This is a genomic window from Rhizobium sp. K102 (genome assembly GCF_022385315.1).
GTDB lineage: Bacteria > Pseudomonadota > Alphaproteobacteria > Rhizobiales > Rhizobiaceae > Rhizobium > Rhizobium croatiense.
Genome location: NZ_CP092436.1, coordinates 2,120,951 through 2,144,731 on the forward strand (window position 1 = coordinate 2,120,951; position 23,781 = coordinate 2,144,731).

General features: G+C 60.7%; 19 protein-coding genes, 1 tRNA gene and 2 pseudogenes. 7 read left to right on the forward strand and 15 right to left on the reverse strand.

The window, feature by feature from the left end; translation table 11 throughout:
* Positions 1 to 6: 6 nt before the first annotated feature.
* The 7 genes and pseudogenes from rnc to MHI61_RS16465 all read right to left on the reverse strand — a co-directional run bounded on the left by rnc (position 7) and on the right by MHI61_RS16465 (position 4,482).
* Positions 7 to 726: a ribonuclease III gene (gene rnc / locus MHI61_RS16435; RefSeq protein ID WP_097580257.1), complete on the reverse strand. Its 720-nt coding sequence runs from the start codon at positions 724 to 726 to the stop codon at positions 7 to 9.
* A complete protein-coding gene (lepB, locus tag MHI61_RS16440) occupies positions 723 to 1,466 on the reverse strand; it encodes a signal peptidase I (RefSeq protein WP_239792733.1) in 744 nt (247 codons plus the stop codon). Before lepB ends, rnc begins: the two co-directional genes overlap by 4 nt.
* Positions 1,467 to 1,805: 339 nt before the next feature.
* Positions 1,806 to 2,210 carry a holo-ACP synthase gene (gene acpS / locus MHI61_RS16445; protein WP_239792734.1) on the reverse strand — a complete coding sequence of 135 codons (405 nt, stop codon included), beginning with the start codon at positions 2,208 to 2,210 and terminating at the stop codon, positions 1,806 to 1,808.
* A 38-nt stretch (positions 2,211 to 2,248) separates the two neighbouring features.
* Complete coding sequence (locus tag MHI61_RS16450; RefSeq protein WP_239792735.1) at positions 2,249 to 2,839, reverse strand: DUF2062 domain-containing protein; 591 nt, start codon at positions 2,837 to 2,839, stop codon at positions 2,249 to 2,251.
* 155 nt (positions 2,840 to 2,994) lie between these two features.
* Positions 2,995 to 3,144: a DUF3563 family protein gene (locus MHI61_RS16455; RefSeq protein ID WP_004675049.1), complete on the reverse strand. Its 150-nt coding sequence runs from the start codon at positions 3,142 to 3,144 to the stop codon at positions 2,995 to 2,997.
* Between the two features lie 609 nt (positions 3,145 to 3,753).
* A pseudogene (locus MHI61_RS16460) lies at positions 3,754 to 3,846 on the reverse strand (IS21-like element helper ATPase IstB); the annotation flags it as partial.
* Between the two features lie 21 nt (positions 3,847 to 3,867).
* Positions 3,868 to 4,482, reverse strand: coding sequence for a LysE family translocator (locus tag MHI61_RS16465; RefSeq protein WP_239792736.1), 615 nt, complete (start codon positions 4,480 to 4,482; stop codon positions 3,868 to 3,870).
* 392 nt (positions 4,483 to 4,874) lie between these two features.
* On the opposite strand from MHI61_RS16465, the pseudogene MHI61_RS16470 reads away from it, so the two are divergent.
* Positions 4,875 to 5,174, forward strand: a pseudogene (locus tag MHI61_RS16470) (GFA family protein); the annotation flags it as partial.
* 371 nt (positions 5,175 to 5,545) lie between these two features.
* Here MHI61_RS16470 and MHI61_RS16475 read toward each other — a convergent pair.
* Together MHI61_RS16475 and rpoZ are read right to left on the reverse strand one after the other, a co-directional pair.
* Positions 5,546 to 7,780 carry a bifunctional (p)ppGpp synthetase/guanosine-3',5'-bis(diphosphate) 3'-pyrophosphohydrolase gene (locus MHI61_RS16475; RefSeq protein WP_239792737.1) on the reverse strand — a complete coding sequence of 745 codons (2,235 nt, stop codon included), beginning with the start codon at positions 7,778 to 7,780 and terminating at the stop codon, positions 5,546 to 5,548.
* A 142-nt stretch (positions 7,781 to 7,922) separates the two neighbouring features.
* Positions 7,923 to 8,327, reverse strand: a complete 405-nt coding sequence (rpoZ, locus tag MHI61_RS16480; protein ID WP_003574261.1) for a DNA-directed RNA polymerase subunit omega — start codon at positions 8,325 to 8,327, stop codon at positions 7,923 to 7,925.
* A gap of 299 nt (positions 8,328 to 8,626) precedes the next feature.
* Here rpoZ and MHI61_RS16485 point away from each other — a divergent pair, with 299 nt between their 5' ends.
* Complete coding sequence (locus MHI61_RS16485; RefSeq protein WP_003546927.1) at positions 8,627 to 9,208, forward strand: NYN domain-containing protein; 582 nt, start codon at positions 8,627 to 8,629, stop codon at positions 9,206 to 9,208.
* 39 nt (positions 9,209 to 9,247) lie between these two features.
* On the opposite strand, the gene smpB is transcribed toward MHI61_RS16485, so the two are convergent.
* Both smpB and dapA read right to left on the reverse strand, forming a co-directional pair.
* Positions 9,248 to 9,727 carry an SsrA-binding protein SmpB gene (smpB, locus tag MHI61_RS16490; RefSeq protein ID WP_012557117.1) on the reverse strand — a complete coding sequence of 160 codons (480 nt, stop codon included), beginning with the start codon at positions 9,725 to 9,727 and terminating at the stop codon, positions 9,248 to 9,250.
* 95 nt (positions 9,728 to 9,822) lie between these two features.
* Positions 9,823 to 10,707, reverse strand: a complete 885-nt coding sequence (dapA, locus tag MHI61_RS16495; protein ID WP_183840641.1) for a 4-hydroxy-tetrahydrodipicolinate synthase — start codon at positions 10,705 to 10,707, stop codon at positions 9,823 to 9,825.
* A 215-nt stretch (positions 10,708 to 10,922) separates the two neighbouring features.
* Here dapA and MHI61_RS16500 point away from each other — a divergent pair, with 215 nt between their 5' ends.
* Together MHI61_RS16500 and MHI61_RS16505 are read left to right on the forward strand one after the other, a co-directional pair.
* Positions 10,923 to 12,998 carry a lytic transglycosylase domain-containing protein gene (locus tag MHI61_RS16500; RefSeq protein WP_239792738.1) on the forward strand — a complete coding sequence of 692 codons (2,076 nt, stop codon included), beginning with the start codon at positions 10,923 to 10,925 and terminating at the stop codon, positions 12,996 to 12,998.
* 64 nt (positions 12,999 to 13,062) lie between these two features.
* On the forward strand, positions 13,063 to 13,959 hold the full coding sequence (locus MHI61_RS16505) for an alpha/beta hydrolase (RefSeq protein ID WP_239792739.1): 897 nt from the start codon (positions 13,063 to 13,065) through the stop codon (positions 13,957 to 13,959).
* A gap of 195 nt (positions 13,960 to 14,154) precedes the next feature.
* Here the strand turns inward: MHI61_RS16505 and MHI61_RS16510 are convergent, their stop codons facing one another.
* The 4 genes from MHI61_RS16510 to MHI61_RS16525 form a co-directional block, all read right to left on the reverse strand.
* Complete coding sequence (locus MHI61_RS16510) at positions 14,155 to 15,177, reverse strand: porin (RefSeq protein ID WP_239792740.1); 1,023 nt, start codon at positions 15,175 to 15,177, stop codon at positions 14,155 to 14,157.
* A gap of 571 nt (positions 15,178 to 15,748) precedes the next feature.
* Positions 15,749 to 15,839: transfer RNA gene (locus MHI61_RS16515), tRNA-Ser, on the reverse strand.
* Between the two features lie 342 nt (positions 15,840 to 16,181).
* Entirely contained in the window at positions 16,182 to 17,399 is a 1,218-nt protein-coding gene (locus MHI61_RS16520) for an FAD-dependent oxidoreductase (RefSeq protein ID WP_239792741.1), read from the reverse strand.
* A gap of 87 nt (positions 17,400 to 17,486) precedes the next feature.
* Positions 17,487 to 18,602 carry a Gfo/Idh/MocA family oxidoreductase gene (locus MHI61_RS16525; RefSeq protein WP_239792742.1) on the reverse strand — a complete coding sequence of 372 codons (1,116 nt, stop codon included), beginning with the start codon at positions 18,600 to 18,602 and terminating at the stop codon, positions 17,487 to 17,489.
* Positions 18,603 to 18,809: 207 nt separating this feature from the next.
* On the opposite strand from MHI61_RS16525, the gene MHI61_RS16530 reads away from it, so the two are divergent.
* From MHI61_RS16530 to iolD, 3 genes are all read left to right on the forward strand, one after another.
* Complete coding sequence (locus MHI61_RS16530) at positions 18,810 to 19,685, forward strand: MurR/RpiR family transcriptional regulator (protein WP_097606347.1); 876 nt, start codon at positions 18,810 to 18,812, stop codon at positions 19,683 to 19,685.
* 91 nt (positions 19,686 to 19,776) lie between these two features.
* Positions 19,777 to 21,711, forward strand: a complete 1,935-nt coding sequence (iolC, locus tag MHI61_RS16535) for a 5-dehydro-2-deoxygluconokinase (RefSeq protein ID WP_239792743.1) — start codon at positions 19,777 to 19,779, stop codon at positions 21,709 to 21,711.
* A gap of 198 nt (positions 21,712 to 21,909) precedes the next feature.
* Complete coding sequence (iolD, locus tag MHI61_RS16540; protein ID WP_239792744.1) at positions 21,910 to 23,760, forward strand: 3D-(3,5/4)-trihydroxycyclohexane-1,2-dione acylhydrolase (decyclizing); 1,851 nt, start codon at positions 21,910 to 21,912, stop codon at positions 23,758 to 23,760.
* The last annotated feature ends 21 nt before the right edge of the window (positions 23,761 to 23,781 follow it).

Here is a 23,781-nt window from a genome sequence, read left to right on the forward strand (position 1 = left end):
GTCCCGTCAATTTCCGGCAGGCGATTGCTGCCAAATGCCTTCGCGCTCGAGCATCTTGGTCGCCGCCACCTGTTCGGCGGCACGCTTCGACCGCTCTACGCCGGTTTCGGGCTTAATGCCAGCCACTTCCACCGTCACCTTGAAGCGCGGATCATGATCCGGTCCGCTGCGTTCATCAACCCGGTAGATCGGCGTGACGCCGAATTTCGCATGCGACCATTCCTGCAGCTCGGTCTTGGCGTCGCGCTTGGCACCATCGGCCCTGGCTGCCCTGCCCTGCCAATAGCGCAGGATGAACCGGCGCGCGACTTCGAGGCCGCCGTCGAGATAGATCGCGGCGATCAGGCTTTCGACGACATCGGCGCGCACGTTCATCATGCGCTTGCCGGTCAGCTTCTTCACATCGGCGCCGGTGCGGATATAGAGGTGAAGATTGAGTTCGTCGGCGACCGCGGCGCAAGTTTCGGCGCTGACGAGCTGGTTGAGACGAACCGAGAGCTCGCCTTCCCCCGCCGTGCCGAAGGTGCGGAACAGGAGCTCGGCGATGCAGAGTCCGAGGACCCTGTCGCCGAGAAACTCCAACCGCTCGTAATTGCCGCCCTTTTCCGTCCGGGCGCTGGCATGGGTCAGCGCGCGATCCAGGCGTGCCTTTTCAGCGAAGTCATGACCGATCAGGCTTTCAAGCTTTGCGCGGTCCGCCGCAGAAAGCATCTGCGCCTTGCTCATTCAACAACCTTGAAAAGGCGGTCCCAGCGCATATTGGTCGGCCACTTCCAGATTTCGCGGAAAGACGTGTCGTTGCCGAGCGAGAAGAAAATGACGCTGGCGCGGCCGACAAGATTTTCAGCCGGCACGAAGCCGACATCGAAGCGGCTGTCGAGCGAATTGTCGCGGTTGTCGCCCATCATGAAATAATGGCCTTCCGGCACAATGAATTCACGGGTGTTGTCGCCGCGCGAAACCGGAGACTGGTCGAGCGTGTCGAAGGTCTTGCCATTGTCCAGCGTTTCGCGGAAGACCGGTACGTCCTCACCCGGATCGAGCTTGTAATCCGAGGTGAAGCTGCCGTCCGCAACCTTCGGAACCGGCTTGCCGTTGACGTAGAGCACGCCGTCGGTGACCTGGATGCGGTCGCCGGGCAGACCGATGCAGCGCTTGATGTAATCGATATCGGGATTGGGCGGGAAGCGGAAGACGACGATGTCGCCGCGCTTCGGATCGGAGCCGAACAGACGACCGCTGAAGATATCGGGAGAGAAGGGCAGCGAATATTTCGAATAGCCGTAAGCGAACTTATTGACGAAGATGTAGTCGCCGACGAGCAGAGTCGGCATCATCGAGCCGGACGGGATGGTAAAGGGCTGGAACAGCACGGTTCGAATCAGCATCGCCAAAATCAGCGCCTGAATGATGACCTTGATATTTTCCCAGAGGGCGTTCGGCTTGGTTTGGACTTTTTCGGACACGCAGTCTTATTCCTTCAACACGCCGCAGAGGCGCAATTCTTTCTGTCGTTCTCTTACTGCATAATTCCCTAAACCAATATCGATTTAGGGTATTATGCAGCAATTCAAAGTGCTACGGCGTCCTCTGCGCACCTGAGGAGACGCGCGGCGCTGTAGGGCATGATGCCGAAAAGTGTCAGCAGCTTTCGGACAACATCATGCTCCAATTCTTTAATCCAGAACAGGATTCAGGCCGACCGGCTTCAGATCATCCTGTTCTAGCGGCTTCGGCCGGTTGCGGCAATGGCGACAACATCAAAAGCGACGAGAGGTCGCGATCAACGCTCCCCGAGGTCACGATCAGAGGCTCTCAGGCAACGCCTCGATGATAACAAAGGCCTGCGCCAAGGGATAATCATCGGTTATTGTCAAATGAATGGCGGCCCTGTGGCCGGCGGGCAGCATCGATTCGAGGATTGCGGCGGCACCGCCTGACAGAGCCATGGTCGGCTTGCCGCTGGGCAGGTTGACGACGCCCATGTCCTTCCAGAAGACACCCTGGGCGAGGCCCGTACCGAGCGCCTTGGAACAGGCTTCCTTGGCGGCGAACCGCTTGGCATAGGATTCGGCACGGTTTGCCCGGCGGTCGGAACGGGCGCGCTCGATCTCGGTGAAACAGCGATGGGTGAAGCGCTCACCGAAGCGCTCGATCGATTTTTCGACACGGCGAATGTCGATCAGATCGCTGCCAATGCCGATGATCATGCCGGACCCTTCCGTCGCTTAAGCATTCTACACGGGTTTCATACGCTCGGCATGTCGCTGACCGGCCCCGCCAGACGCAGGCGTGCCCGCTCCATCAAGCGCGTGCGGCGACGCGTCTGAAACCCCTTCACGGTGTAGAACGTCAACGCATAGAGCGCAACGGAGGTCACGGCGGCCGGCGGAATGGCGCCGATCAGCATCGGTTCCAGCACCGGCTTCCATAATTCGGTGAAGTTCAGCTTGTGAAAGAGGGCGGCAAGATCCACCGCCTGACCGGCCAGATGATCCTCGCGGCTCAATAGCAGATGGCCGATCTCCCAGGTGATGCCCCAGATGAAGGGATAGGTCAGCGGATTGCCGAAGGCAGCGCAGCCGAGCGCGGCCGCCACCATATTGCCCGAGAGGAAATAGGTGATGATGAAAGCCATGACGAAATGCACGCCGATGAAAGGCGTCCACGAGACGAAGACGCCCGCGGCGACGCCGGCCGCAACCGCATGCGGCGAAGCGCTCAGTCGCAGAATGCGCATTGTCAGATAACGGATCGGGCGAAGGAAACCTTTTCGGGGCCACAGGAGCTCCCGCATCTTTTCCTTGAAACCCGCAGGCTTGCGACGGCGAAACAACATGGCGGCTATTTAGTGCAGCGCACGGGACCGTGACAAGAGCGGCAAATGATACCACCCGAAAAACAGCCGCTCAATTTTCTCTGCGGAGCAGCAGCCTCATGCCGAGGGGCGTCCGTTACGCAACGTCCCCCACTCATCCAAGTATAAATCCGCTATTAGCGGCTGCGGAACAGACCACGGTCGACCTGGCGCTGGCGAAACTCGAGATCGATACGATCGAACGAGCCGTTCAGATAGGCCATTTCACGTTCCTGCGTGGTTGGCGCGCGAAGAGCGCGAGCGATTTTCCTGATAGGATCAAACATTTTCTTGTCTCATCTTCTGTTTACGTTTTCGACGATCAGAAGATAGTCCCGGCAAAGGTTAATTACCACCGCCCGCAACATGGGGACAGCTATGCATTAATCGCATACATTGCCTCTAAAACGGTCACAAAGTGTCGCCCTAGGACAGCAAAGAGCGATGGGAGGCCGGCCTCTCTGGTGATAGCCATCGAATTCGGCAGCGCCGACTGTGGGAAATTGAAGCAGGCGAGCGCTTGAACCATATAGGTCTGTTGCTAGTTTCGCTCATGCAATCCGCCGACTGTCTCCGAGTTCCAATCCGTTCTCAAGAGCGCATCAATCCACCACGGGCCCGGCCTTCGGTTTCAGTCTGGAACGGTACGCATGAGCGGGCCGAGCGCGGAATGCCGAGCAGATCGCCAAAAATGGTCTGTGGTGCACGCCCTTGCTACCGAGCCAACTCGGGGCGAGTTTGATGCACGGCCATACCCGCAGAGGTTGGATCGACGCGAAGGCAGGCAGGTCGTCGAGACCTACATCGTCAAAGGCATGGGCCATGGCGTGCCTCTGGCGTCGGTTAAACTCTCATTGAAATTCGATCAGTCGGAGTCGGAAGGCGGGGTGGTGTGCGACGTTACGCTGCTTGGCGACGAAGGTGGCGGTGGCAAGGTCCCGAACTAGAGGCTCGTTGACGGGCGTGTTGGCGAACTCGAAGTCGCCGACGCGGAAAGGCGGAGCGTGGCATCAATCCCTCGCACGTGTCGCGATGGCCACGGCTGCGCCTCCCATGCAGAGAGCAGCACTACGGTTCATCAGCAACATCGCCCTCGGCGATGTAAGCGCCATTCGCGCCCGAGCGCCCGCGAGAGCGAAGGGATACTGGGCGACCGTGAGGATCAGGGCCGTCGTGACAAGCAGCAGGACGATATCCGTGCCCGATAGTTTATTCACATCCACGACTGTCGGCAGAATGGAAACGTAGAACAACACAGATTTCGGATTGCCAAGCGTCACCAGAATGCCGGAGCCGAACACGCCGCCTGCGCTTGAGGAATCTTGCTGCGGCTGCAGCGAGTTGGGAGTGCTCCAGAATTGATAGGCGAGCCAGCAGAGATAGGCGACGCCAGCCCATTTGATGACGATCAGCAAAGTGGTGAAGGTTGCTGCGATATAGGCGAGCCCTGCCAATGCCGACGAGAGATAGAGCACGTCGCCGACCACCATGCCGGCAGTCATCCATGCGGCCTTGCGATAGCCGGCGTGAAGCGCCTGCGCAACGATGGCAACGATCTGCGGTCCCGGTATGATTGCGGCGAGAGTCAACGCGCCGGAATAGGCCAGAAAGCCGGAAAGTGTCATCAAAAGCTCCAAGAAATCGATCTTGCTAGTATTCACATTGCTAAGCGAAAGCCAACACCTTCGCGGATACGCCCCTGCCTAAAATCCTCGACACTGCCATCCAACCCCGAAACGGCTGCCACGCGAAATAGGACTGCGTGACCATCGCTTTTACGCTAAGAAGGTCGACGGCGCGTAGCGAGCCCGGAGTCGGCTCGTTGGTACAGTTCAGTCGTAGGTTATAGATGAGGCTCGACTGCGCCGAGAACGAATGTCCCAGCGCACCTCGAAAGCGATCACTTGATTGCAGACACTCGATGCGAGCCCACTCTCGCAAATAGAGCGTGTGCGTGGCGAAGCCAGATTGACGGATCAAGGTGCCCGGCGTCTCGACCTGGGCCGGAGCCAATACGAGAACGGGCGCACCATTCAGCGCCAACGCATTCTATAATATTGACTGTGTCCAAATATCCGGAAGGTCGACGGAATTCGTTCGCACCGCCGACAGCGGTCGCAAGGTTCACATGCATTTTTGCCCTACCTGCGGTTCGACAGTCTATTGGAGGGCCGACGTCGCGCCGTCCTGGATCGGTGTAGGTGCCGGTTCCTTTGCCGATCCGGCCTATTCGCCGCCTGCAATATCAGTCTTCGAACAATCGAGACATCCGTGGGTGGAGCTTGGCGACGTGGTAGAGCATTTCGATGGGCCTTGAGGCCGTCGGGCTTAGGGTGTCGCGACACCTTCTTCGTCCTTACTTTCCCAGCGCTGGCCCGACCCTCGGTGGGTTTTCGCGCAGTGCTGTCCTCGGGTGTTGGCGGCGAAAGGCCCTAAGCGGACATTATGCGCTTCAATTGTCGAAGTCTTGAGCTGACGATCTTCCCGATCGCTAAGATTCAGAGTCAACTGCGCATTTCTTATCGATCGGGAAGATCAAACGCGGCATCAGGCGGCTTCCCAGACTTGATTCAGAATTCGGCAGCCAAAGCAGCCTTGCCCTGTGGTTGACCCGGGATTTCCAAGTGGCTCTCACTCAAATTTGCTGCTGTTGGGGACGAGACTTCTGCTGACAGGCTTGACAAAAGCCTACTCGTAGAGCCGCCGGACCGTGGCGATGCAGTCGAGTTCCTTCATCTGGGCGAGCAGCTGATTGAGCTGACGCAGATCCCAGACCTCGACCTCGATCATCATTTCGGTGAAATCGGCCGCCACCCGTACGGTGTTCAGGAGGCGGATATTGACGTCAAGACTTGCAACCGTCTGGGCGACCTTGGCAAGCGTGCCGGGCTCGTTCAATCCATTCACCATGATGCGCGCCATGAACCGCGACTTGTTGGCTTCGTCGAGGTCCCAGCGAACGTCGATCCAACGGTCGGGCTGATCATCGAAGCGCTGCAGGCTCGGCGACTGGATCGGATAGATGGTGATACCCTTGCTCTGATCCATGATGCCGACGATGCGGTCGCCGGGCACGGCGCCGGTCGAGGCGAACTTGACGTCGACATTGCCGGACAGGCCGCGGATCGGGCCGATATCGACATCGGCGTCGAGTTCGGAATGGCCGCCCTCGGCCCCGGCCTTGGTCTTGCCGGGGATCTTGAAGATCATGCCGGCCGCACTGCGGACGTTGAACCAGCCGTCGTCGCCGGAAGGCTTGACGGTGACGCGCTCGTCCTGGTGGTCGGGATAGACGGCGCGCAGCACGTCGAGCGAGGACATCTCGCCGCGGCCGACGGCGGCGATCGCATCCTCGACGTCCTTCTGGCCGAGACGGTGCAGTGCCGGCTTCATCGCCTCGCGCGAGAAGATCTTGCCGGCCCGGTTGAAAGTGCGCTCGAGAATGCGGTGGCCGAGGCCGGCATATTGCTTGCGGATCGCCATGCGGGTGGCGCGGCGAATGGCGGCGCGCGCCTTGCCGGTGACGACGATCTCCTCCCAGGCGGCCGGCGGAACCTGCACGCCGGAGCGGATGATCTCGACTTCGTCGCCATTGGCCAGCCGCGTCACCAGCGGCATGATGCGGCCGTTGATCTTGGCGCCGACCGTGGTGTCGCCGATATTGGTGTGAACGGCGTAGGCAAAGTCGATCGGGGTGGCGCCGCGCGGCAGGGCAATCAGCTTGCCCTTCGGCGTGAAGCAGAAGACCTGATCCTGGAAAAGCTCGAGCTTGGTGTGTTCGAGGAATTCTTCCGGGCTGTCGCCCTCGGCCAGCGCCTCGATCGTGTGGCGCAGCCAGGAATAGGCATTGGATTCGCGCGAAAGGATGTCGCCATCGGCATTGGTGGCGCCGTCCTTGTAGAGCGTGTGGGCAGCGATGCCGAATTCGGCGATCTCGTGCATGCGCTTGGTGCGGATCTGCAGTTCGATGCGCTGGCTGGAGGGACCGACGATGGTGGTATGCAGCGAACGGTAATCGTTCTGCTTCGGCGTCGAGATATAGTCCTTGAAGCGGCCGGGCACGACGCGCCAGCGGGTGTGGACGATGCCGAGCGCGCGATAGCAGGAGGGAATGTCCTCGACGATCAGGCGGAAACCGTAGACATCCGAAAGCTGCTCGAAGGACAGCGACTTCGACTGCATCTTGCGAAAGACCGAATAGGGCTTCTTCTGCCGCCCCTTGACATAGGCGCTGGTCAGGCCGCTGGCGACCAGCAGGTCGCGCAACTCGGCCTCGATCTTCTTGACGATGCCTTCGTTGCGCTTGGAGAGCTCTTCCAGCCTTTTCGTGACGGTCTCATAGGCTTCGGGGTTCATGTGCCGGAAGGAGAGCTCCTCCAGTTCCTCGCGCATGTCCTGCATGCCCATGCGGCCGGCAAGCGGCGCATAGATTTCCATCGTCTCCTCGGAAATGCGGGCGCGCTTGTCGGCCGACATGTGATCGAGGGTGCGCATATTGTGAAGACGGTCGGCGAGCTTGACGAGCAGCACGCGCACATCGTCAGAAATGGCGAGCAGCAGCTTGCGCAGGTTTTCGGCCTGCTTGGCCTTCTTGGTGACGAGATCGAGCTTCTTGATCTTCGTCAGGCCCTCGACCAGGCGGCCGATATCCTCGCCGAAGAGTTCGTCGATCTCGGCGCGCGTCGCCGTCGTATCCTCGATCGTATCGTGCAACAGGGCGACTGCGATCGTCGACTCATCGAGATGCATGTCGGTGAGGATGGCGGCGACCTCGAGCGGATGGGAAATATAGGGATCGCCGCTCGCGCGCTTTTGCTGGCCATGTTTCTGCATGGCGTAGACATAGGCTTTGTTCAGCAGTGCTTCATTGGCATCGGGCTTGTATTGCTGAACCCGCTCCACGAGCTCGTACTGCCGCATCATTCCAAAGCCACTCCGGTAAAAATAAAAGCGCGCCAATCAACGATTGGCGCACACATGGGCAATAATATGCCTAAGCAATAAAGGCGCAAGATTGACGATTGGTAATCGTCGCTCTTTTCCGGATCAGAACCGGCCGGCGCGCTTAATAATCGTCGCTCTTTTCCGGCGGCACCAGGCCCTCGATACCGGCAAGCAGCTCTTCTTCCGACATCTGGTCGAAGGTGATCGTCTCCGGCAGGTCGTCCTGCTCCTCGCTGTCAGCCGCGGCAACACCGCCGGCGGCGATCATGCTGGCCGGATCGGGCTCTGGTTCGTCGACTTCGACATGCTTCTGCAGCGAATGGATCAAATCTTCCTTGAGGTCATCGGGCGAAAGCGTCTCGTCAGCGATTTCGCGCAGGGCGACGACTGGATTCTTGTCATTGTCGCGATCGATGGTGATCGAGGCACCCTGGGAAATCAGCCGGGCGCGGTGGCTGGCGAGCAGAACCAGCTCGAAGCGGTTCTCTACCTTGTCAATGCAATCTTCAACTGTGACACGGGCCATTGCCTGTCCTTTACGGTCGTCATTTCGGGATTAGCACGCCCGATACAATTAAAACCGGGCAAATACAAGTTTTTCGTTTCGGCTCCCCTCGTCTTTATCCGTGGCTGAGCTAAATTTCCATGGAGAATGTCACAATTCCACCGAAGGTTGCTTGGAATATGACGAATCGTGCCCTAAATCTCTCTTATATGAACACTTAGTAAAGTAAGGATCAAATCAAAAATCACAATAAGCCATTGTATTTATTGAAATTTGATGCCCTGCGAATTTCGATTTCTCTCATTAGGAATTGGTAAGCGATGTTTGACCCACGCGAAAAAATTGCACTCTTTATTGACGGCGCCAACCTCTACGCTGCATCCAAGAGCCTCGGTTTCGACATAGATTACCGCAAACTGTTGAAAGCGTTCCAGAAACGCGGCTACCTCCTGCGCGCCTACTACTATACGGCCTTGATCGAGGATCAGGAATATTCATCGATCCGCCCTTTGATCGACTGGCTCGATTACAACGGCTACAAGGTCGTCACCAAACCCGCCAAGGAATTTACCGATTCCATGGGCCGGCGGAAGATCAAGGGCAACATGGACATCGAGCTCGCGATCGACGCCATGGAACAATCCGAAACCGTTGACCATCTCGTCATCTTTTCCGGCGATGGCGACTTTACCAACCTGGTCGAGGCGCTGCAGCGCAGAGGCCGCAAGGTCTCGGTGATCTCGACGATGGCGACCCAGCCACCGATGATCGCCGACGACCTGCGCCGCCAGGCCGATCATTTCATCGACCTCTTGTCTCTCAAGGCTGAGATCGGTCGGGATCCGTCGGAGCGGGCGCCGCGTCCGGCCGAAGTCGCCCCGGCCAGCGATTTCGAGGACTGATCGAAAGCGCCGCGAGCCGATCAGCTGCGGCTTGATGGCTCAGCCATTATCCTTCAACAAGCGGCTCTTCTGCCGGTTCCAATCGCGCTCCTTCTCGGATTCGCGCTTGTCGTGCAGCTTCTTGCCCTTGGCGAGCGCCAGTTCCATCTTCGCCCGCCCCCGATCGTTGAAATAGATCTTCAGCGGGATCAGCGTCATGCCTTCGCGGTTGACGGCTGAGCGCAGGCGATGGATTTCGCGGCCCGACAGCAGCAGCTTGCGGCGCCGGCGCGGTTCGTGATTGAAGCGGTTCGCCTGCAGATATTCCGGCAGATAGGAATTGATCAGCCAGATCTCGCCGCCCTCATCCGAGGCATAGGATTCGGCGATATTGGCCTTGCCTTCGCGCAGCGACTTGACCTCCGTGCCCATCAGCACGAGGCCGGCCTCGTAAGTATCGATGATCTCGTAGTTGAAGCGGGCCTTGCGGTTTTCGGCCACGACCTTGTTCACCACGCGCTGGCTGCCTTTGGGGGCCATGACGATATTTCCTTCGAGGCGCGCGAAAAGCCGCGCCCTCATTGCTGCCCTTTATGTAAGGGAACGACCCGGCCTTGTGAAGACGGGCGGTCTCTTCAGTTCAGCAGCCCGGCATGGCGCAGAGCTGCGTCGATCGCCGCTTCGGTTGCCGGCTCCAGCGTCGACAGCAGCGGCGAGCGGACGTTGCGGCTCATGCGCCCGAGCTTGGAGAGGCCGTATTTGGCGCCGCAGAGACCGGGCTCAAGGAAGATCGCCTTGTGCAGCGGCATCAGCCGGTCCTGATATTCCAGCGCGCGGGCGTACTCGCCGGCCAGCGTTGCCGCCTGAAAATCGGCGCAGAGGCGCGGGGCGACATTGGCCGTTACCGAGATGCAGCCGACGCCGCCATGGGCGTTGAAGCCGAGCGCGGTGGCGTCCTCGCCGGACAATTGCCGGAAGTCCTTGCCGCAGGTGATGCGCTGCTCGGAGACACGCTCGATCTTGCCCGTCGCATCCTTGACGCCGACGATATTCCTGTGCGCCTTGACGAGCGCGCCCATCGTTTCCGGCGTCATGTCGACCACCGAACGGCCGGGGATATTGTAGATATAGATCGGCAGAGCGACGGCCTCGGCGATCGCGGAAAAATGCGCGATCAGCCCCTTCTGCGTCGGCTTGTTGTAATAGGGCGTGACGACAAGCACAGCGTCGGCGCCAACCTTCTCGGCATGCTGGGCAAGCTCTATCGCCTCGCGCGTGTTGTTCGAACCGGCGCCGGCCATGACGGGAACGCGTTTTGCGGCCACTTCGATGCAGAGTTCCACGACCCGCTTGTGTTCGGCATGCGACAGCGTCGGCGATTCGCCTGTCGTGCCGACCGGAACGAGACCGCCGCTGCCTTCCTTGATCTGCCAGTCGACATGGGCGGCGAAGCTGTCTTCGTCGATCGATCCGGCATCGGTGAAGGGGGTAACGAGGGCGGGAATGGACCCATTGAACATGCAAAGCTCCTCACGACCAAATCCTTGCTTCGGCCGCATTCCATGACTAAGAGTTGCGCACCATAGAGCGCCGAAATCATCGCGACAAGCGCGGAGAGTTCGGTTTAGGGCAAAATCCGATAGCAGATGTGAATGAATTTTACCTGGTACGGTAAGGTTTCGTTAAGATGCCTCCAGCCAAATGGGTAGGGCGTGTTTTCGTTGCGAGATCCCGGATGAAGAAAGCTGTCCTGATTCTGACCGCCTTCGGCTTCGTTGCCGCCGCGTGGGGCAGCGTTGCGTCGCCGCTTGCCGGCGAAAACCTTCCTACGGCTGACGTCAAGCCGATCGGCTTCATTCCCGAGACATCGATACCGGAGGCGCTGACCACCGGCGCCATCCCGCGCAATCCGGCTGTCGCGCCTGTCGCCAGTGATCTGAAAACCGGCCTCGACGCGCTTAGCGCCAAGAATCCGCAACTGGCTCTGTCGATCCGCGACAGCATGCGGCAGGGGACGCTCGACCGCCATATCCTCACCTGGGCGATCGCCGTGTCCGGATTGAAGGGCGTTCCCTCCTACGAGATCGCCAGCGCCGCACAGGAGCTCAAGGGATGGCCCGGCCTTTCGCGGCTGCGCGCCTATTCCGAACGGGCACTCTTCGATGAAAACCCCGCCCCATCAGCCGTGCTCGCCGCCTTCGGCGACCCCGCGCCCGAGACGATGCAGGGTACCGTCATTCTCGGGCGGGCGCTGGTTGCCTCAGGCAAGCAGGCGCAGGCGGCGAAGTATATCCGCAAGCTCTGGCGCACGGATGCGCTCGACAAGGCGGCTGAAGACAAGATTCTCGTCGAATTTTCCGCCCTGCTGACGCCGGCCGACCACAGGGCGCGGATGGACTATCTGATGTATCGCGGCCGGGTGGCGCAGGCCAAGCGGTTCGGCGACATGGGTGAGGCGCAATCGCTCTACAAGGCCTGGGCCGCCGTCGACACCAAGGCCGCCAACGCCGGCGCGCTGCTTAATGCCGTCGACGCGAGATGGCGAGGCGATGCCGGCCTGCTGTTTGCGAAGATCGAATATCTGCGCAAGCAGGACAAATATGCCGAGGCGGCAGCCCTGCTGGAGAAGATGCCGCGCGAAGCCGGCGAACTCGTCAATTCCGGCGAATGGTGGAACGAGCAGCGGATCGTCAGCCGCGGCCTCGTCGATCAGGGACAATTCAAACCGGCCTACCGCATCGTCGCAAACTACGCGGCAACCAGCCCGACCGACATCGTCGAGGCCGAATTCCACGCCGGATGGTATGCGCTTCGCGGCCTGCAGGACCCGACAACGGCGGAAAGACATTTCCGCAAGATTCTGGCGACGTCGAACGGACCGATCTCGGTGTCACGCGCCTGGTATTGGCTCGGGCGGGCAGCCGAGGCCGGCGGCCCCGGCAATTCAGGCGAATTCTACGGCAAGGCCGCAAATTTTCCCGGCACCTTCTACGGCCAGCTCGCGGCCGAAAGGCTGGGACGGAAAACGCTCAATGTGGCCTATCCCGCGCCGAGCACGGCCGACCGCCAGCGCCTTCAGGCGCGCGAAGCCGTGCAGGCGATCACCCGGCTCGAGGCGGCAGGTCATGGATGGCGTGCCGACATTCTTTATCTCGCGCTTGCCGACCAGCTGCAGAGCCCGGGTGAACTGGCTATCCTCGCAGCACAGGCCGAGCAATCGGGCAATCACCATCTGTCGCTGCAGATCGGCAAGATCGCCTATGGCCGCGGCATTGACGTCGCAGCGCTTGCCTTTCCCGTCGGGGTGATCCCGGCGAATGCCAATATATCCGGCTCCGGCAAGGCGCTCGCCTATGCCATCGCCCGGCAGGAAAGCGCCTTCAATCCGGCCGCCGTTTCGGCAGCAAATGCGCGCGGTCTGCTGCAGCTTCTGCCCGGCACGGCCCAGGCGGTGGCCAAGCGCCACAACATCACGTTTTCGAAGGACAAGCTGACGGCCGATGCCGGATATAATGCGACGCTCGGCGCGCATTATCTCGGCGAGCAAATCGAGGCCTTCGGCGGCTCCTATATTCTCACTTTCGTCGCCTATAATGCTGGGCCGAAGCGGGTGCCGGAATGGATCGGCCGCTACGGCGACCCGCGCGGCAGGCCGATCGACGAGATCGTCGACTGGATCGAGCGCATCCCCTTCCCCGAGACGCGCAACTACGTGCAGCGCGTGATGGAGAATTACGAAGTCTACAAGGCTCGCCTCGGCCAGCCGACGGATATCGAGCGCGACCTGATCGGCGGACGCAGCGCCTCCTGAAGCCGTTTGGCCCGGCTTGAAAAGCAGGCTACATCTTCGGGTTCAGATAGGCCTTGAGGATGCGATGGCGGACATGGATGCAGGCGGTTTCCAGGAACGATATTATTCTTCTGCCGATGGGCTGAGGCTTTATGCCCGCGACTACAGGCCGGACGGGGCGGCAGCCGCCGGACGGCTGCCGGTGATCTGCCTGCCCGGCCTGACCCGCAATAGCCGGGATTTTCACCCGCTTGCACTGCGTCTCTGCCGCGACGAGACAGGGCCACGCCGGGTGATCGCGCTCGATTCGCGCGGACGTGGAAATTCCGCATGGGATGAGAACAAGGCCAATTACACTCTCGCCGTCGAGGCCGGCGACATTATTGCCGCCTGCGCTGCATTCGGCATCGAGCGGGCGGTTTTCATCGGCACATCGCGTGGCGGACTGATCCTGCATCTGATCGCGGCGACACGGCCGGATCTTCTCGAAGCCGTCATTCTGAACGACATCGGCCCTGCGATCGAGGCCGGAGGGCTGGCACTCATTCGCGACTACTTGAACAGCGGCAGGAAGCCGGCCGATTGGAACGAGGCGGCCGATATACTGCAGCAGAATCACGGTGCCTCGTTTACCGCGCTTGCAGGGGAAGACTGGCGCGAGATGGCGGTTGCGCTTTACCGCGACACCGACGGAAGACCGGTCGCCGACTTCGATCCGGCAATCGCCGAGGCGCTGCGATCGGTCGATTTCAGCCAGCCGCTGCCCGAACTCTGGGAGCAGTTCGAAAGCCTGAGCCGGTTGCCGCTGATGCTGATCCGGGGCGAAAATACCGGCCTGCTCTCAAAGGAGACGGCCGCGGAAATGGTCCGCCGGCATCCGAGCCTGATCCTGCACGCTGCTCAGGGACAAGGACATGCGCCCCTCCTCCATCTTGGCAATATCCCTGCAGCAATTGGAGCTTTCCTCGCCAGCTGCCGATAGCTGAGAGACCGTTCAGCTGCAGCCGCGCGTCTTTTGAGACAGGCAAAGGCGCCATAGCCTTGCAAGCCGGTGGGCTTTCCGTAACCGGCTCCGATTTCCATGGCCGATGCGCAACCGCCTCCATGCCATTCGTGCAGATACAAAAAAGCCCGGCTCGAGAGCCGGGCTTTCCTGATTGACCGAGGTCAGATCAGATTAGAACGAGCGCTGCAGGCGGAAGTAGCCAGCCGTCGAGTCGTCGTCGTTTTCCGGATCGAGGTACTGAACCGAAGCCTTGGCGTAGAAGTTGTCGACGATCTGGTAATCAACCGTCAGACCAACCTTCCAAGCGTCGTCATCGCTGAAGTCGTCGCCGGCAACGTAGTAGTTGCTGTAGTACTGGACGCCAGGAGTGATCTTGAGCTTGTCGGTTGCCTTGATAGCGTATTCGGCAGCGATCGCCCACTCAGCCTTGGTGTAGTAGGAGCTCGGGCCGGTAGCATATACGGCAGCGAGGCCGAGCGTACCAGGACCGATGTCAACCGTACCCATTGCACGGACAGCGCCTTCTTCGTTGTCGACGTCATAGCCGGCAGTGATCTGGTAGCTGAACGCACCAGCCTTGCCACCGAGACCGACGGCAACGCCGACGTTGTTCGGGTCTTCGTCCGTCTTGTAGAAGCCGTCTTCGAGTTCGTCGACGCTGATGCCAGCGTAGAAGGCGTCGGTTTCGTACTGATAACGGATGGAGTTATGCAGCGTGACCGGCGAGCCGATGTCGTCGGTTTCGCCCGAGAGGCCGTCGTCCCACCAGCTGTAGAACAGACCAGCGCGGAAGCCGGCGATGTCGAGGTAAGCGGAGTCGAGCTTGGCGCTCTGATTCGAAGCGTTGTCAGCATTGAACTGCATGACGATGACGCCGGTCAGCGGACCATATTCGGTGTCGCTCTTGGCGGTGAACTGAACCTGGCCACGCGTACGAGCATCCCAATCGGAGTCGTTGCTGAGCGAACCGTTGAGCGGCTGATCGCCAACATCAACCTGGAAACGGATGTAGCCGTTGATCTTGAGGCAGGTTTCGGTGCCCGGGATGTAGAAATAGCCGGTGCCGTAAGCGTCGCAGACGCGAACGTATTCAACCGGTTCCGGCTCGGCAGCAACGATAGCGTCAGCAGCCTGAGCACCGGAAACTACTGCCAGAGCAGCAGCGGAGCCGAGAAGAAGGCTCTTGATGTTCATAAATGACCTCCAATTCAAAGTTTCGATCGGGTTTGGGATCTTTCGCTGAGCAGCGTTCCCTGCCCCATCCCCGTGTTTCAAGAAGTGGACGATCCGTCGCCCTTGCTTCCGAGGGTGAAAATACAAGACGGCGGCCGTCACGCAATCACCAACTTGCTCCAACAAGGGGTTTGAAGGAGCCTTACCCGCATTCTGTTGCCGAAAGGACACAAGTCGGGCAACCGGCCCCGATTTCCTTTATAGTTTGTTAAGAAAAGCCTGGTTTTGCGGCAACTTAGGCGACATCGACAACGTGCTAGACATGCGTCTTTCGACACATTCACGACGCTTTTCTGACAAAATCCGATTGTTGCCGGAGACATCCGGATCCTCGGAAGCGTAACCGGCCGTTCACCGATCCACTTTCGCCGGTCGCCGAGGACCGGAACGCGGAACGTGATTCCCGCCGGCGATTCTCTCTCTTCGAAGGGAGGAGATTTCTCCACCGCGCGACTGCGAGGCATAGCCGACTAAGCGACCATGATTCCCCGCCGGAGGGTAAGAGACACGACATGCGCTGAGGAAATCGAAATGGCGGAGAAGATGGGATTCGAACCCACGATACGCTTTTGACGTATACTCCCTTAGCAGGGGAGCGCCTTCGACCACTCGGCCACCTCTCCGGTGCGGCCTAACTATGGTGACCGGTCTGTGAATGCAAGGGTTTTTTGAGTTTTCATCAGAAGAAATGCAGCGGCCGGCATTTCGATCGGGTTGGGCAACGGGGGCATTGCTGCCTGCCCGTGATCCGCATAATTCGATCGCGCGTCTCTTCAATACGAGACCGCGCTCTACCACCAGCCGCTCGGGGAGAGCGAGCGCGAAACGGTTCCGATTCGCAGGCCCTAGGATCGCAAAATGACACGCGACCAAAGGTGAACCAACCATTGCAATCACGCCCTTTCAGCAGAGGGCCGCGCCCGCTGTCAGGCAAAGGGTTCTTTCCTTGCGGTATCGCCTCCGGCTCAGCGGAGCAGGCTCTTGAGATCGGCGGCGGGGTCAGCGAGAATCGATCGGTCGGGGTTAATTCCGGATTCCAGCAGTTTCTTGCCGGTCACATAGGCTTTGGCGTCGTTGATCGCGTCGACGGCGATCAGCCGGCCTTCCCTGAAGTACCAGACCGAATGGGCGCCTTCGCGGGCGCCGGGACGGAGCAGCGTATCGTCATAACCGAGATTGAAGCCGGCGATCTGTAGCTTGACGTCGTACTGGTCGGACCAGAACCAGGGCTTGGGATCATAAGGCGCGTTGCCGCCGGCGATGACGGCTGCCGCCGCTTCGGCCTGGTCGACGGCATTCTGCACCGATTCGAGCCGGATGCGACCGCCCTGCCAGGGAAGGGCCGCGCAATCGCCGGCCGCGAAAATCACCGAATCGGAAGTGCGAGCGAATTCGTCGACGACGATGCCATTGGCGACTTCGAGGCCGGCCTCCTTGGCAAGCTGATCGTTCGGCACGACACCGATGCCGACGACGACAAAATCGACGTCGATAGTCGATCCGTCGGAAAGCGCCGCACCAGCGACGCGGCCGTCCTTGCCGATCAGGTGCTTGAGCCCGGTTTTCTCGCGGATCACCACATCGTGGCCTTCATGGATCGCGCGCATGATGTCTGCCGTCTCCTTCGCCGCAACGCGCTGCAGGATGCGGTCGGCCATCTCGATGACGGTGACCTCAAGGCCAAGATGGCGGGCAACGGCCGCCGCCTCCAGGCCGATATAACCGCCGCCGATGATAAGGACGCGACGGCCTGGCCGCATCTCGTCGGCGAGCAGATCGGCGTCGCGCTTATCGCGGGCGACATAGACGCCTTCGAGATCGCCGCCGATTGCGGCCGGCAGCCGGCGCGGCGTCGAGCCGGTGGCCAGCGCCAGCGTGCCGTAGTCGAGAACGGAGCCGTCCTGCAGCAGAACCTGCTTGCTGTCCGGCTTGATCTCCTCGGCCCAAGTGGAAAGGCGAAGGTCGACGTCATTGTCGCCATACCAGTGCTGGTCGCGAAACAGCAGGCGGTCGAAGCTCATTTCGCCGAGCAGATATTTCTTCGAAAGCGGCGGGCGCTGATAGGGCGCCACATCCTCGGCGCCGATAAGGGTGATCGGGCGCGTATCCTTCAATGCTCGCAGCTTGGCCGCCAATGCGAAACCGGCCTGCCCCGCGCCGATGATCACCAATCTATCCGTCACGATTTCACTCCCGAAACTGCGCCCGACAACCACGTCAAGGCCTATCCCCTGCCCGGAGCGCCGTCAACGGAAAGCGGCTTCTTACCTTCAGCCGATTTCGATCCAGCGACGCTCGTGGAATGACTGTGCCATGGCATGCACCGACTTCTCTATCCTGAGACCGTCTTTAAATGTCACGATCGACGACGGTTCACCCGATATTGCCCGGATCAACTCGCGGCATTCGATGATCTTGAGATCATTGAAGCCGAGGCCGTGGCCGGGCGCCGGAATGAACCGATCATACGGCCGATGCACAGGTGCCGCCAGTATCTTCCGAAAACCCTGTTCGGAGCCTCGCCCCTCGGCCTGATAGAGCTCGAATTCGTTCATCCGCTCCTGATCGTAGACGATCGAGCCTTTCGAGCCGTAAATCTGCAGGGCGATGCGGCCCTTGCGACCCCAGGCGGCGCGATTCGCCATCAACACGGCGGAGATGCCGCCGCCAAGCCGCATCAGCACATTGGCAGCGTCGTGATTTTCGACCGCGCGGCGGCCACCCGCGCTGAGCGGACGGTCGGCATAGGGCTTCACCATATCTGTAATGACGGCCTCGACGTGGCCGAAAAGATACCAGAGCAACGACAGCGGATGCACGGCGAAATCGTCGAGCGCGCCGTAGCCGGCGGCAAGCTCGCTCTTCCAATAGAAGAAGACGTCGGGATCGGCCATGAAATCCTCGTCCATTTCGACGCGGATATGGTTGACCGTGCCGATGGCGCCCTCACCGACAAGCGTCTTGATATGCCGTATGACGGGATTCTGGATGTAATTATAGCCGAGGGCGGCCACCTTGCCCGATCGTTCCGCCGTTTCCAGCATGCGCTCGGCATCGGCATAGGCCGGCGCCATCGGCTTCTCGCACCAGACATGCTTGCCGGCTTCGAGGGCTGCAATCGCCATCTCGGCGTGGAACTGATTGGGCGTGGTGACGGAAACGACGTCGACCTCCGGGTCGGCGATCAGCGCCCGCCAGTCGGCGGTTGCCTTCTCGAAGCCGAATTCGGAGGCGCGCGCCTCAGCAAGCCCGGCATTGGCTTCAGCCAGATGCACGAGTCGCGGACGCTCGACATCGCCGAACACGGTCTTCACCGCATTCCATGCCAGCGCATGGCACTTGCCCATATAACCCGTGCCGATCAAACCGATGCCAAGTGGCTTCATTTCCGTCTCCTCCAGGACTGCGCGCGGATTTTTGGAATATTTGGATCATTTTGACAAGAGACCGTTCACCGGCATTTCCTCGTCCTTCCCGACCAAAACTGTTTAAAAGCCTTGAATTACAGGTGATTAAAAACAATTAGGCGTGTCGATTGAAATCGTTTATGCTCAACAATATGGAATATTTGTTTCATCCCGTGGGCCGCAAGCATGGATAATGACCCCCAGAGGCACGCACGTGTGCCGCGCGATTTCGAAAGCCTGCGCAGCACCATCATCGAGCGCAAGGCGAGCATGCCGAAGCGGCTGGCGCAGGTCGCCGCCTTCGCGCTCGGCAATCCCGACGAAATCGCCTTCGGCACGACGGCAAGCATCGCCGCTGCCTCCGACGTCCAGCCCTCGACGCTGGTGCGCCTGGCGCACCATCTGGGTTACGAAGGCTTTTCCGATCTGCAGAGCATCTTTCGCGAAAGGCTGCGCGACCGGACACTGAGCTATGAAGAACGGCTCGTCACCCTGGAGCAGGCGAGCGGCGACGACGAGGACGCCAACCTGCTCTCCGGCTTCATTGCCGCGGCAAGCCAGTCGGTCAACCGGCTGGCGGCGACGGTGCAGAGCGATACATTCACGAAAGCGGTGGATATTCTGGCCGCCGCCGAAACGATCTATCTGATCGCCAAACGGCGTTCCTATCCGCTGACGGCGCATATGACCTACGCTTTTTCCAAGCTCAACATCCGCCACCAGATCGTCGCCTCCCCGAACGGCGTCGATCCCGAGATGGTGCAATTCGCAACGCCGAAGGATGCGGCGATCGCCGCGAGCTTTTCGCCTTATGCGGCCGACAGCCTCAGCCAGAGCCAGGAGCTTGCCGACCGCGGTGTCCCCATCATCGCGATCACCGATTCGGCCTTCTCGCCGCTTGCCGCCTGCGCCACGCATTGGTTCGAGGTGGCGGAGGCCGATTTCGCCGGCTTCCGCTCGCTGTCGGCCTCGATGGCGCTCACCATGGCGCTGCCGGTGGCCATCGCCGAGCGGCGGCGCAAACGCCAGCATGCAAAAGCTGGAAAAGCGAAAATGGAATAAACATTCCGAATTGACAAAATATCGGAACCGATGTTTCATTATTGAAATTCGCAGGCACTGGAAGCCGCGCAAAATCTAGCGGGAGGACATCATGGTACAATCGAATCCGGGTTCACAGCCGGAGCCGGCGCTTGATGTAATCACCATCGGCCGCTCCTCGGTCGATCTTTATGGTCAGCAGATCGGTTCGCGGCTGGAGGATATCGCCTCCTTTGCCAAATCGGTCGGCGGCTGCCCGTCCAATATCGCCATCGGCACGGCGCGGCTCGGCCTTAAATCCGGCCTCATCACCCGCGTCGGCGACGAGCAGATGGGACGGTTCATCCGCGAGCAGGCGGCGCGCGAAGGTGTGGCAACGGACGGCATCGTCACCGACAAGGAGCGGCTGACGGCGCTCGTGCTGCTTGCGGTCGAGGCCGAGGGCGTCTCGCCGATGATCTTCTATCGTTCCGACTGCGCCGACATGGCGCTCGAGGAAGGCGATATCGATGAAAATTTCATCAAGTCGTCACGCGCCGTTCTCGTTTCCGGCACACATTTCTCGCGGCCCAACACCGAGGCCGCGCAGCGCAAGGCGATCCGCATCGCCAAGGAGAACGGCCGCAAAGTAATCTTCGACATCGACTACCGGCCGAACCTCTGGGGCCTTGCCGGCCATGCGGAAGGCTTCGAGCGGTACGTCAAATCCGACCGCGTCTCCTCGAAGATGAAGGAGACGCTGCCCGATTGCGATCTCATCGTCGGCACCGAGGAGGAAATCCTCATCGCTTCCGGCGCGGACGACGTGCTTGGGGCGCTGAAGGAAATCCGCCGCCTGACGCCGGCGACGATCGTGCTGAAGCGCGGCGCCATGGGCTGCATCGTCTATGACGGACCGATCGCCGACGACCTCGAAGCCGGCATCGTCGGCCAGGGTTTCCCGATCGAGGTGTTCAACGTGCTCGGCGCCGGTGATGCCTTCATGTCCGGCTTCCTGCGTGGCTTCCTGCGCGACGAGCCGCTTAAGACCTGCGCCACCTGGGCCAATGCCTGCGGGGCTTTCGCCGTCTCCCGGCTGCTCTGCTCGCCGGAATATCCGACCTGGGCGGAACTCGACTTCTTCCTGAAGACCGGCAGCAAACATCGGGCGCTGCGCAAGGACGAAGCGATCAACCATATTCATTGGGCATCCACCCGGCGCGGCGACATCCCGCTGCTGATGGCGCTGGCGATCGATCACCGCTCGCAACTTGTCAGCGTCGCCGATGAAGTCGGCGTCGGCCACGAGAAGATCGTCGCCTTCAAGCGGCTGGCGGTCGAAGCGGCGGCGCGCGTTTCGAACGGCCGTGACGGCTACGGCATGCTGATCGACGAACGCTTCGGCCGCGACGCCTTTTTCGATGCGGCGACGAAGAATTTCTCCTGGATCGGCCGCCCGGTGGAGCTGCCGGGCTCGAAGCCGCTGCGCTTCGAATTCAGCCAGGATATCGGCTCGCAGCTTGTCGAATGGCCCCTCGGCCATTGCATCAAATGCCTGTGCTTCTATCATCCCGACGACCCGGCCGAATTGAAGAGCGAGCAGCAGGAGAAGCTGCGCACGCTGTTCGAAGCCGCACGCAAGGTCGGCCGCGAGCTGCTGGTCGAGATCATCGCCGGCAAGAACGGACCGCTTACCCACGATACGATCGCGACCGCGCTGGAAGAACTTTATGCGCTCGGCATCAAGCCGGACTGGTGGAAGCTGGAGCCGCAGGCATCCAGCGAAGCCTGGAAGAAGATCGACGCGGTGATTGCCAAAAATGATCCATGGTGCCGCGGTATCGTGCTCCTCGGCCTCGAGGCGCCCGCCGAGGAACTGATCTCCTGCTTCGAGGCGACGCTGGCAGCCCCTTCGGTGAAGGGCTTCGCCGTCGGCCGGACGATCTTTGCCGATGCGGCGCGCGCCTGGCTTTCGGGTGGAATGAACGACGAGGAGGCGATCGCCGACATGGCCGGCCGCTTCCGGCAACTGACAGAGGCGTGGCTGAAGACGCGCGGGCTTCAGTAACGATAGAATTAAGCTCCTCCCCAACCCCTCCCCACAAGGGGAGGGACTTAACTTGAGGCACCGCCTCACGCCATCATCGAGCATCCTCCGGATGAAACGTTGCGGCGGGAACGCAGAGAGCCGAACAGGTTAGCCCTCCCCTTGTGGCGAGGGGTTGGGGAGGGAAAAGATAAAGAGTTAAAACTCCGGGAGACCCCGATGGGCAAGACGATTCGGTTGACGATGGCGCAGGCCGTCGCGCATTTCCTCAAAAAGCAGATGACGGTTGTCGACGGCAAAAAGGTGCCGATCTTCGGCGGCGTCTGGGCGATCTTCGGTCACGGCAACGTCGCCGGCATAGGCGAGGCGCTTTATCAGGTGCGCGGGGAATTGACGACCTACCGCGGCCACAACGAACAGGGCATGGCGCATGCCGCGATCGCCTATGCCAAGGCGAATTTCCGTACGCGCTTCATGGCCTGCACGACCTCGATCGGCCCCGGCGCGCTGAACATGGTGACGGCGGCCGGTGTCGCACATGTCAACCGCATTCCCGTTCTTTTCCTGCCGGGCGACGTCTTCGCCAATCGCGCGCCGGATCCGGTGCTGCAGCAGATCGAGGATTTCGGCGACGGCACGGTGTCCGCCAATGACGCCTTCCGCCCGGTTTCGCGCTATTTCGACCGCATCACCCGGCCGGAGCAGATCATTTCGGCGCTGAAGCGCGCCATGCAGGTCCTGACCGATCCCCTGGATTGCGGCCCGGTGACTTTGTCGCTCTGCCAGGATGTTCAGGCCGAAGCCTTCGATTATCCGGAGAGCCTGTTTGAGGAAAAGGTCTGGACGACCCGCCGGCCGCAGCCGGATGCGGATGAGCTCGCCAATGCCATCGCGCTGATCAAAGCCTCGCAGAAGCCGGTGATCGTTGCCGGCGGCGGCGTGCTTTATTCGCAGGCGACGAAGGAGCTGGCCGCCTTCGCCGAGGCCCACGCCATTCCCGTCGTCGTCACCCAGGCCGGCAAGTCGTCAATCGACGAAACCCTGCCGCTGGCGCTCGGCTCGGTCGGCGTCACCGGCACATCGGCAGCGAATGCGATCGCCGAAGAGACGGACCTCGTCATCGCCGTCGGCACACGCTGCCAGGATTTCACCACCGGCTCCTGGGCGCTGTTCAAGAACGACAGCCTCAAGATGATCGGGCTCAATATCGCCGCCTATGACGCGGTGAAGCACGACAGCCATCCTGTTGTGGCCGATGCCCGCGAAGGGCTGAAGGCGCTTTCGACGGGCCTTTCCGGCTGGAAGGCGCCGGCGGCGCTGGCCGAGAAAGCCGCGGCCGAGAAAAGGGCCTGGATGGAAGCGGCGGCGAACGCCATGGCGACGACCAATGCCGCCCTGCCCTCCGATGCGCAGGTGATCGGTGCAGTGGTGCGCACGATCGGCGGCGACAATACGACGCTGCTTTGCGCCGCCGGCGGCTTGCCCGGCGAATTGCACAAGCTCTGGCCGGCGACGGCGCCCGGCAGCTATCACATGGAATACGGCTTTTCCTGCATGGGTTACGAGATCGCCGGCGGCCTCGGCGCCAAGATGGCGCGTCCCGAACGGGATGTCGTCGTCATGGTCGGCGACGGCTCCTACATGATGATGAATTCCGAGATCGCCACCTCGGTGATGCTCGGCCTCAAGCTCAACATTGTCGTGCTCGACAATCGCGGCTATGGCTGCATCAACCGGCTGCAGATGGGAACCGGCGGCGCGAACTTCAACAATCTGCTCAAGGACTCCTACCACGAGGTGATGCCGGAGATCGATTTCCGCGCGCATGCCGAAAGCATGGGGGCCATCGCCGTCAAGGTCGGCTCGATCGCGGAGCTGGAGCAGGCGATCGCCAGCTCGAAAAAGAACGACCGAACCTCGGTCTTCGTCATCGACACCGATCCCTTGATCACCACGGAGGCCGGCGGCCACTGGTGGGATGTCGCGGTACCCGAGGTCAGTCCACGCGAAGAGGTCAACAAAGCGCGCAAGGGTTACATCGAAGCACGCGCCGCCCAGCGCATCGGCTAAATCAGTGCTGTCATTTTTGGG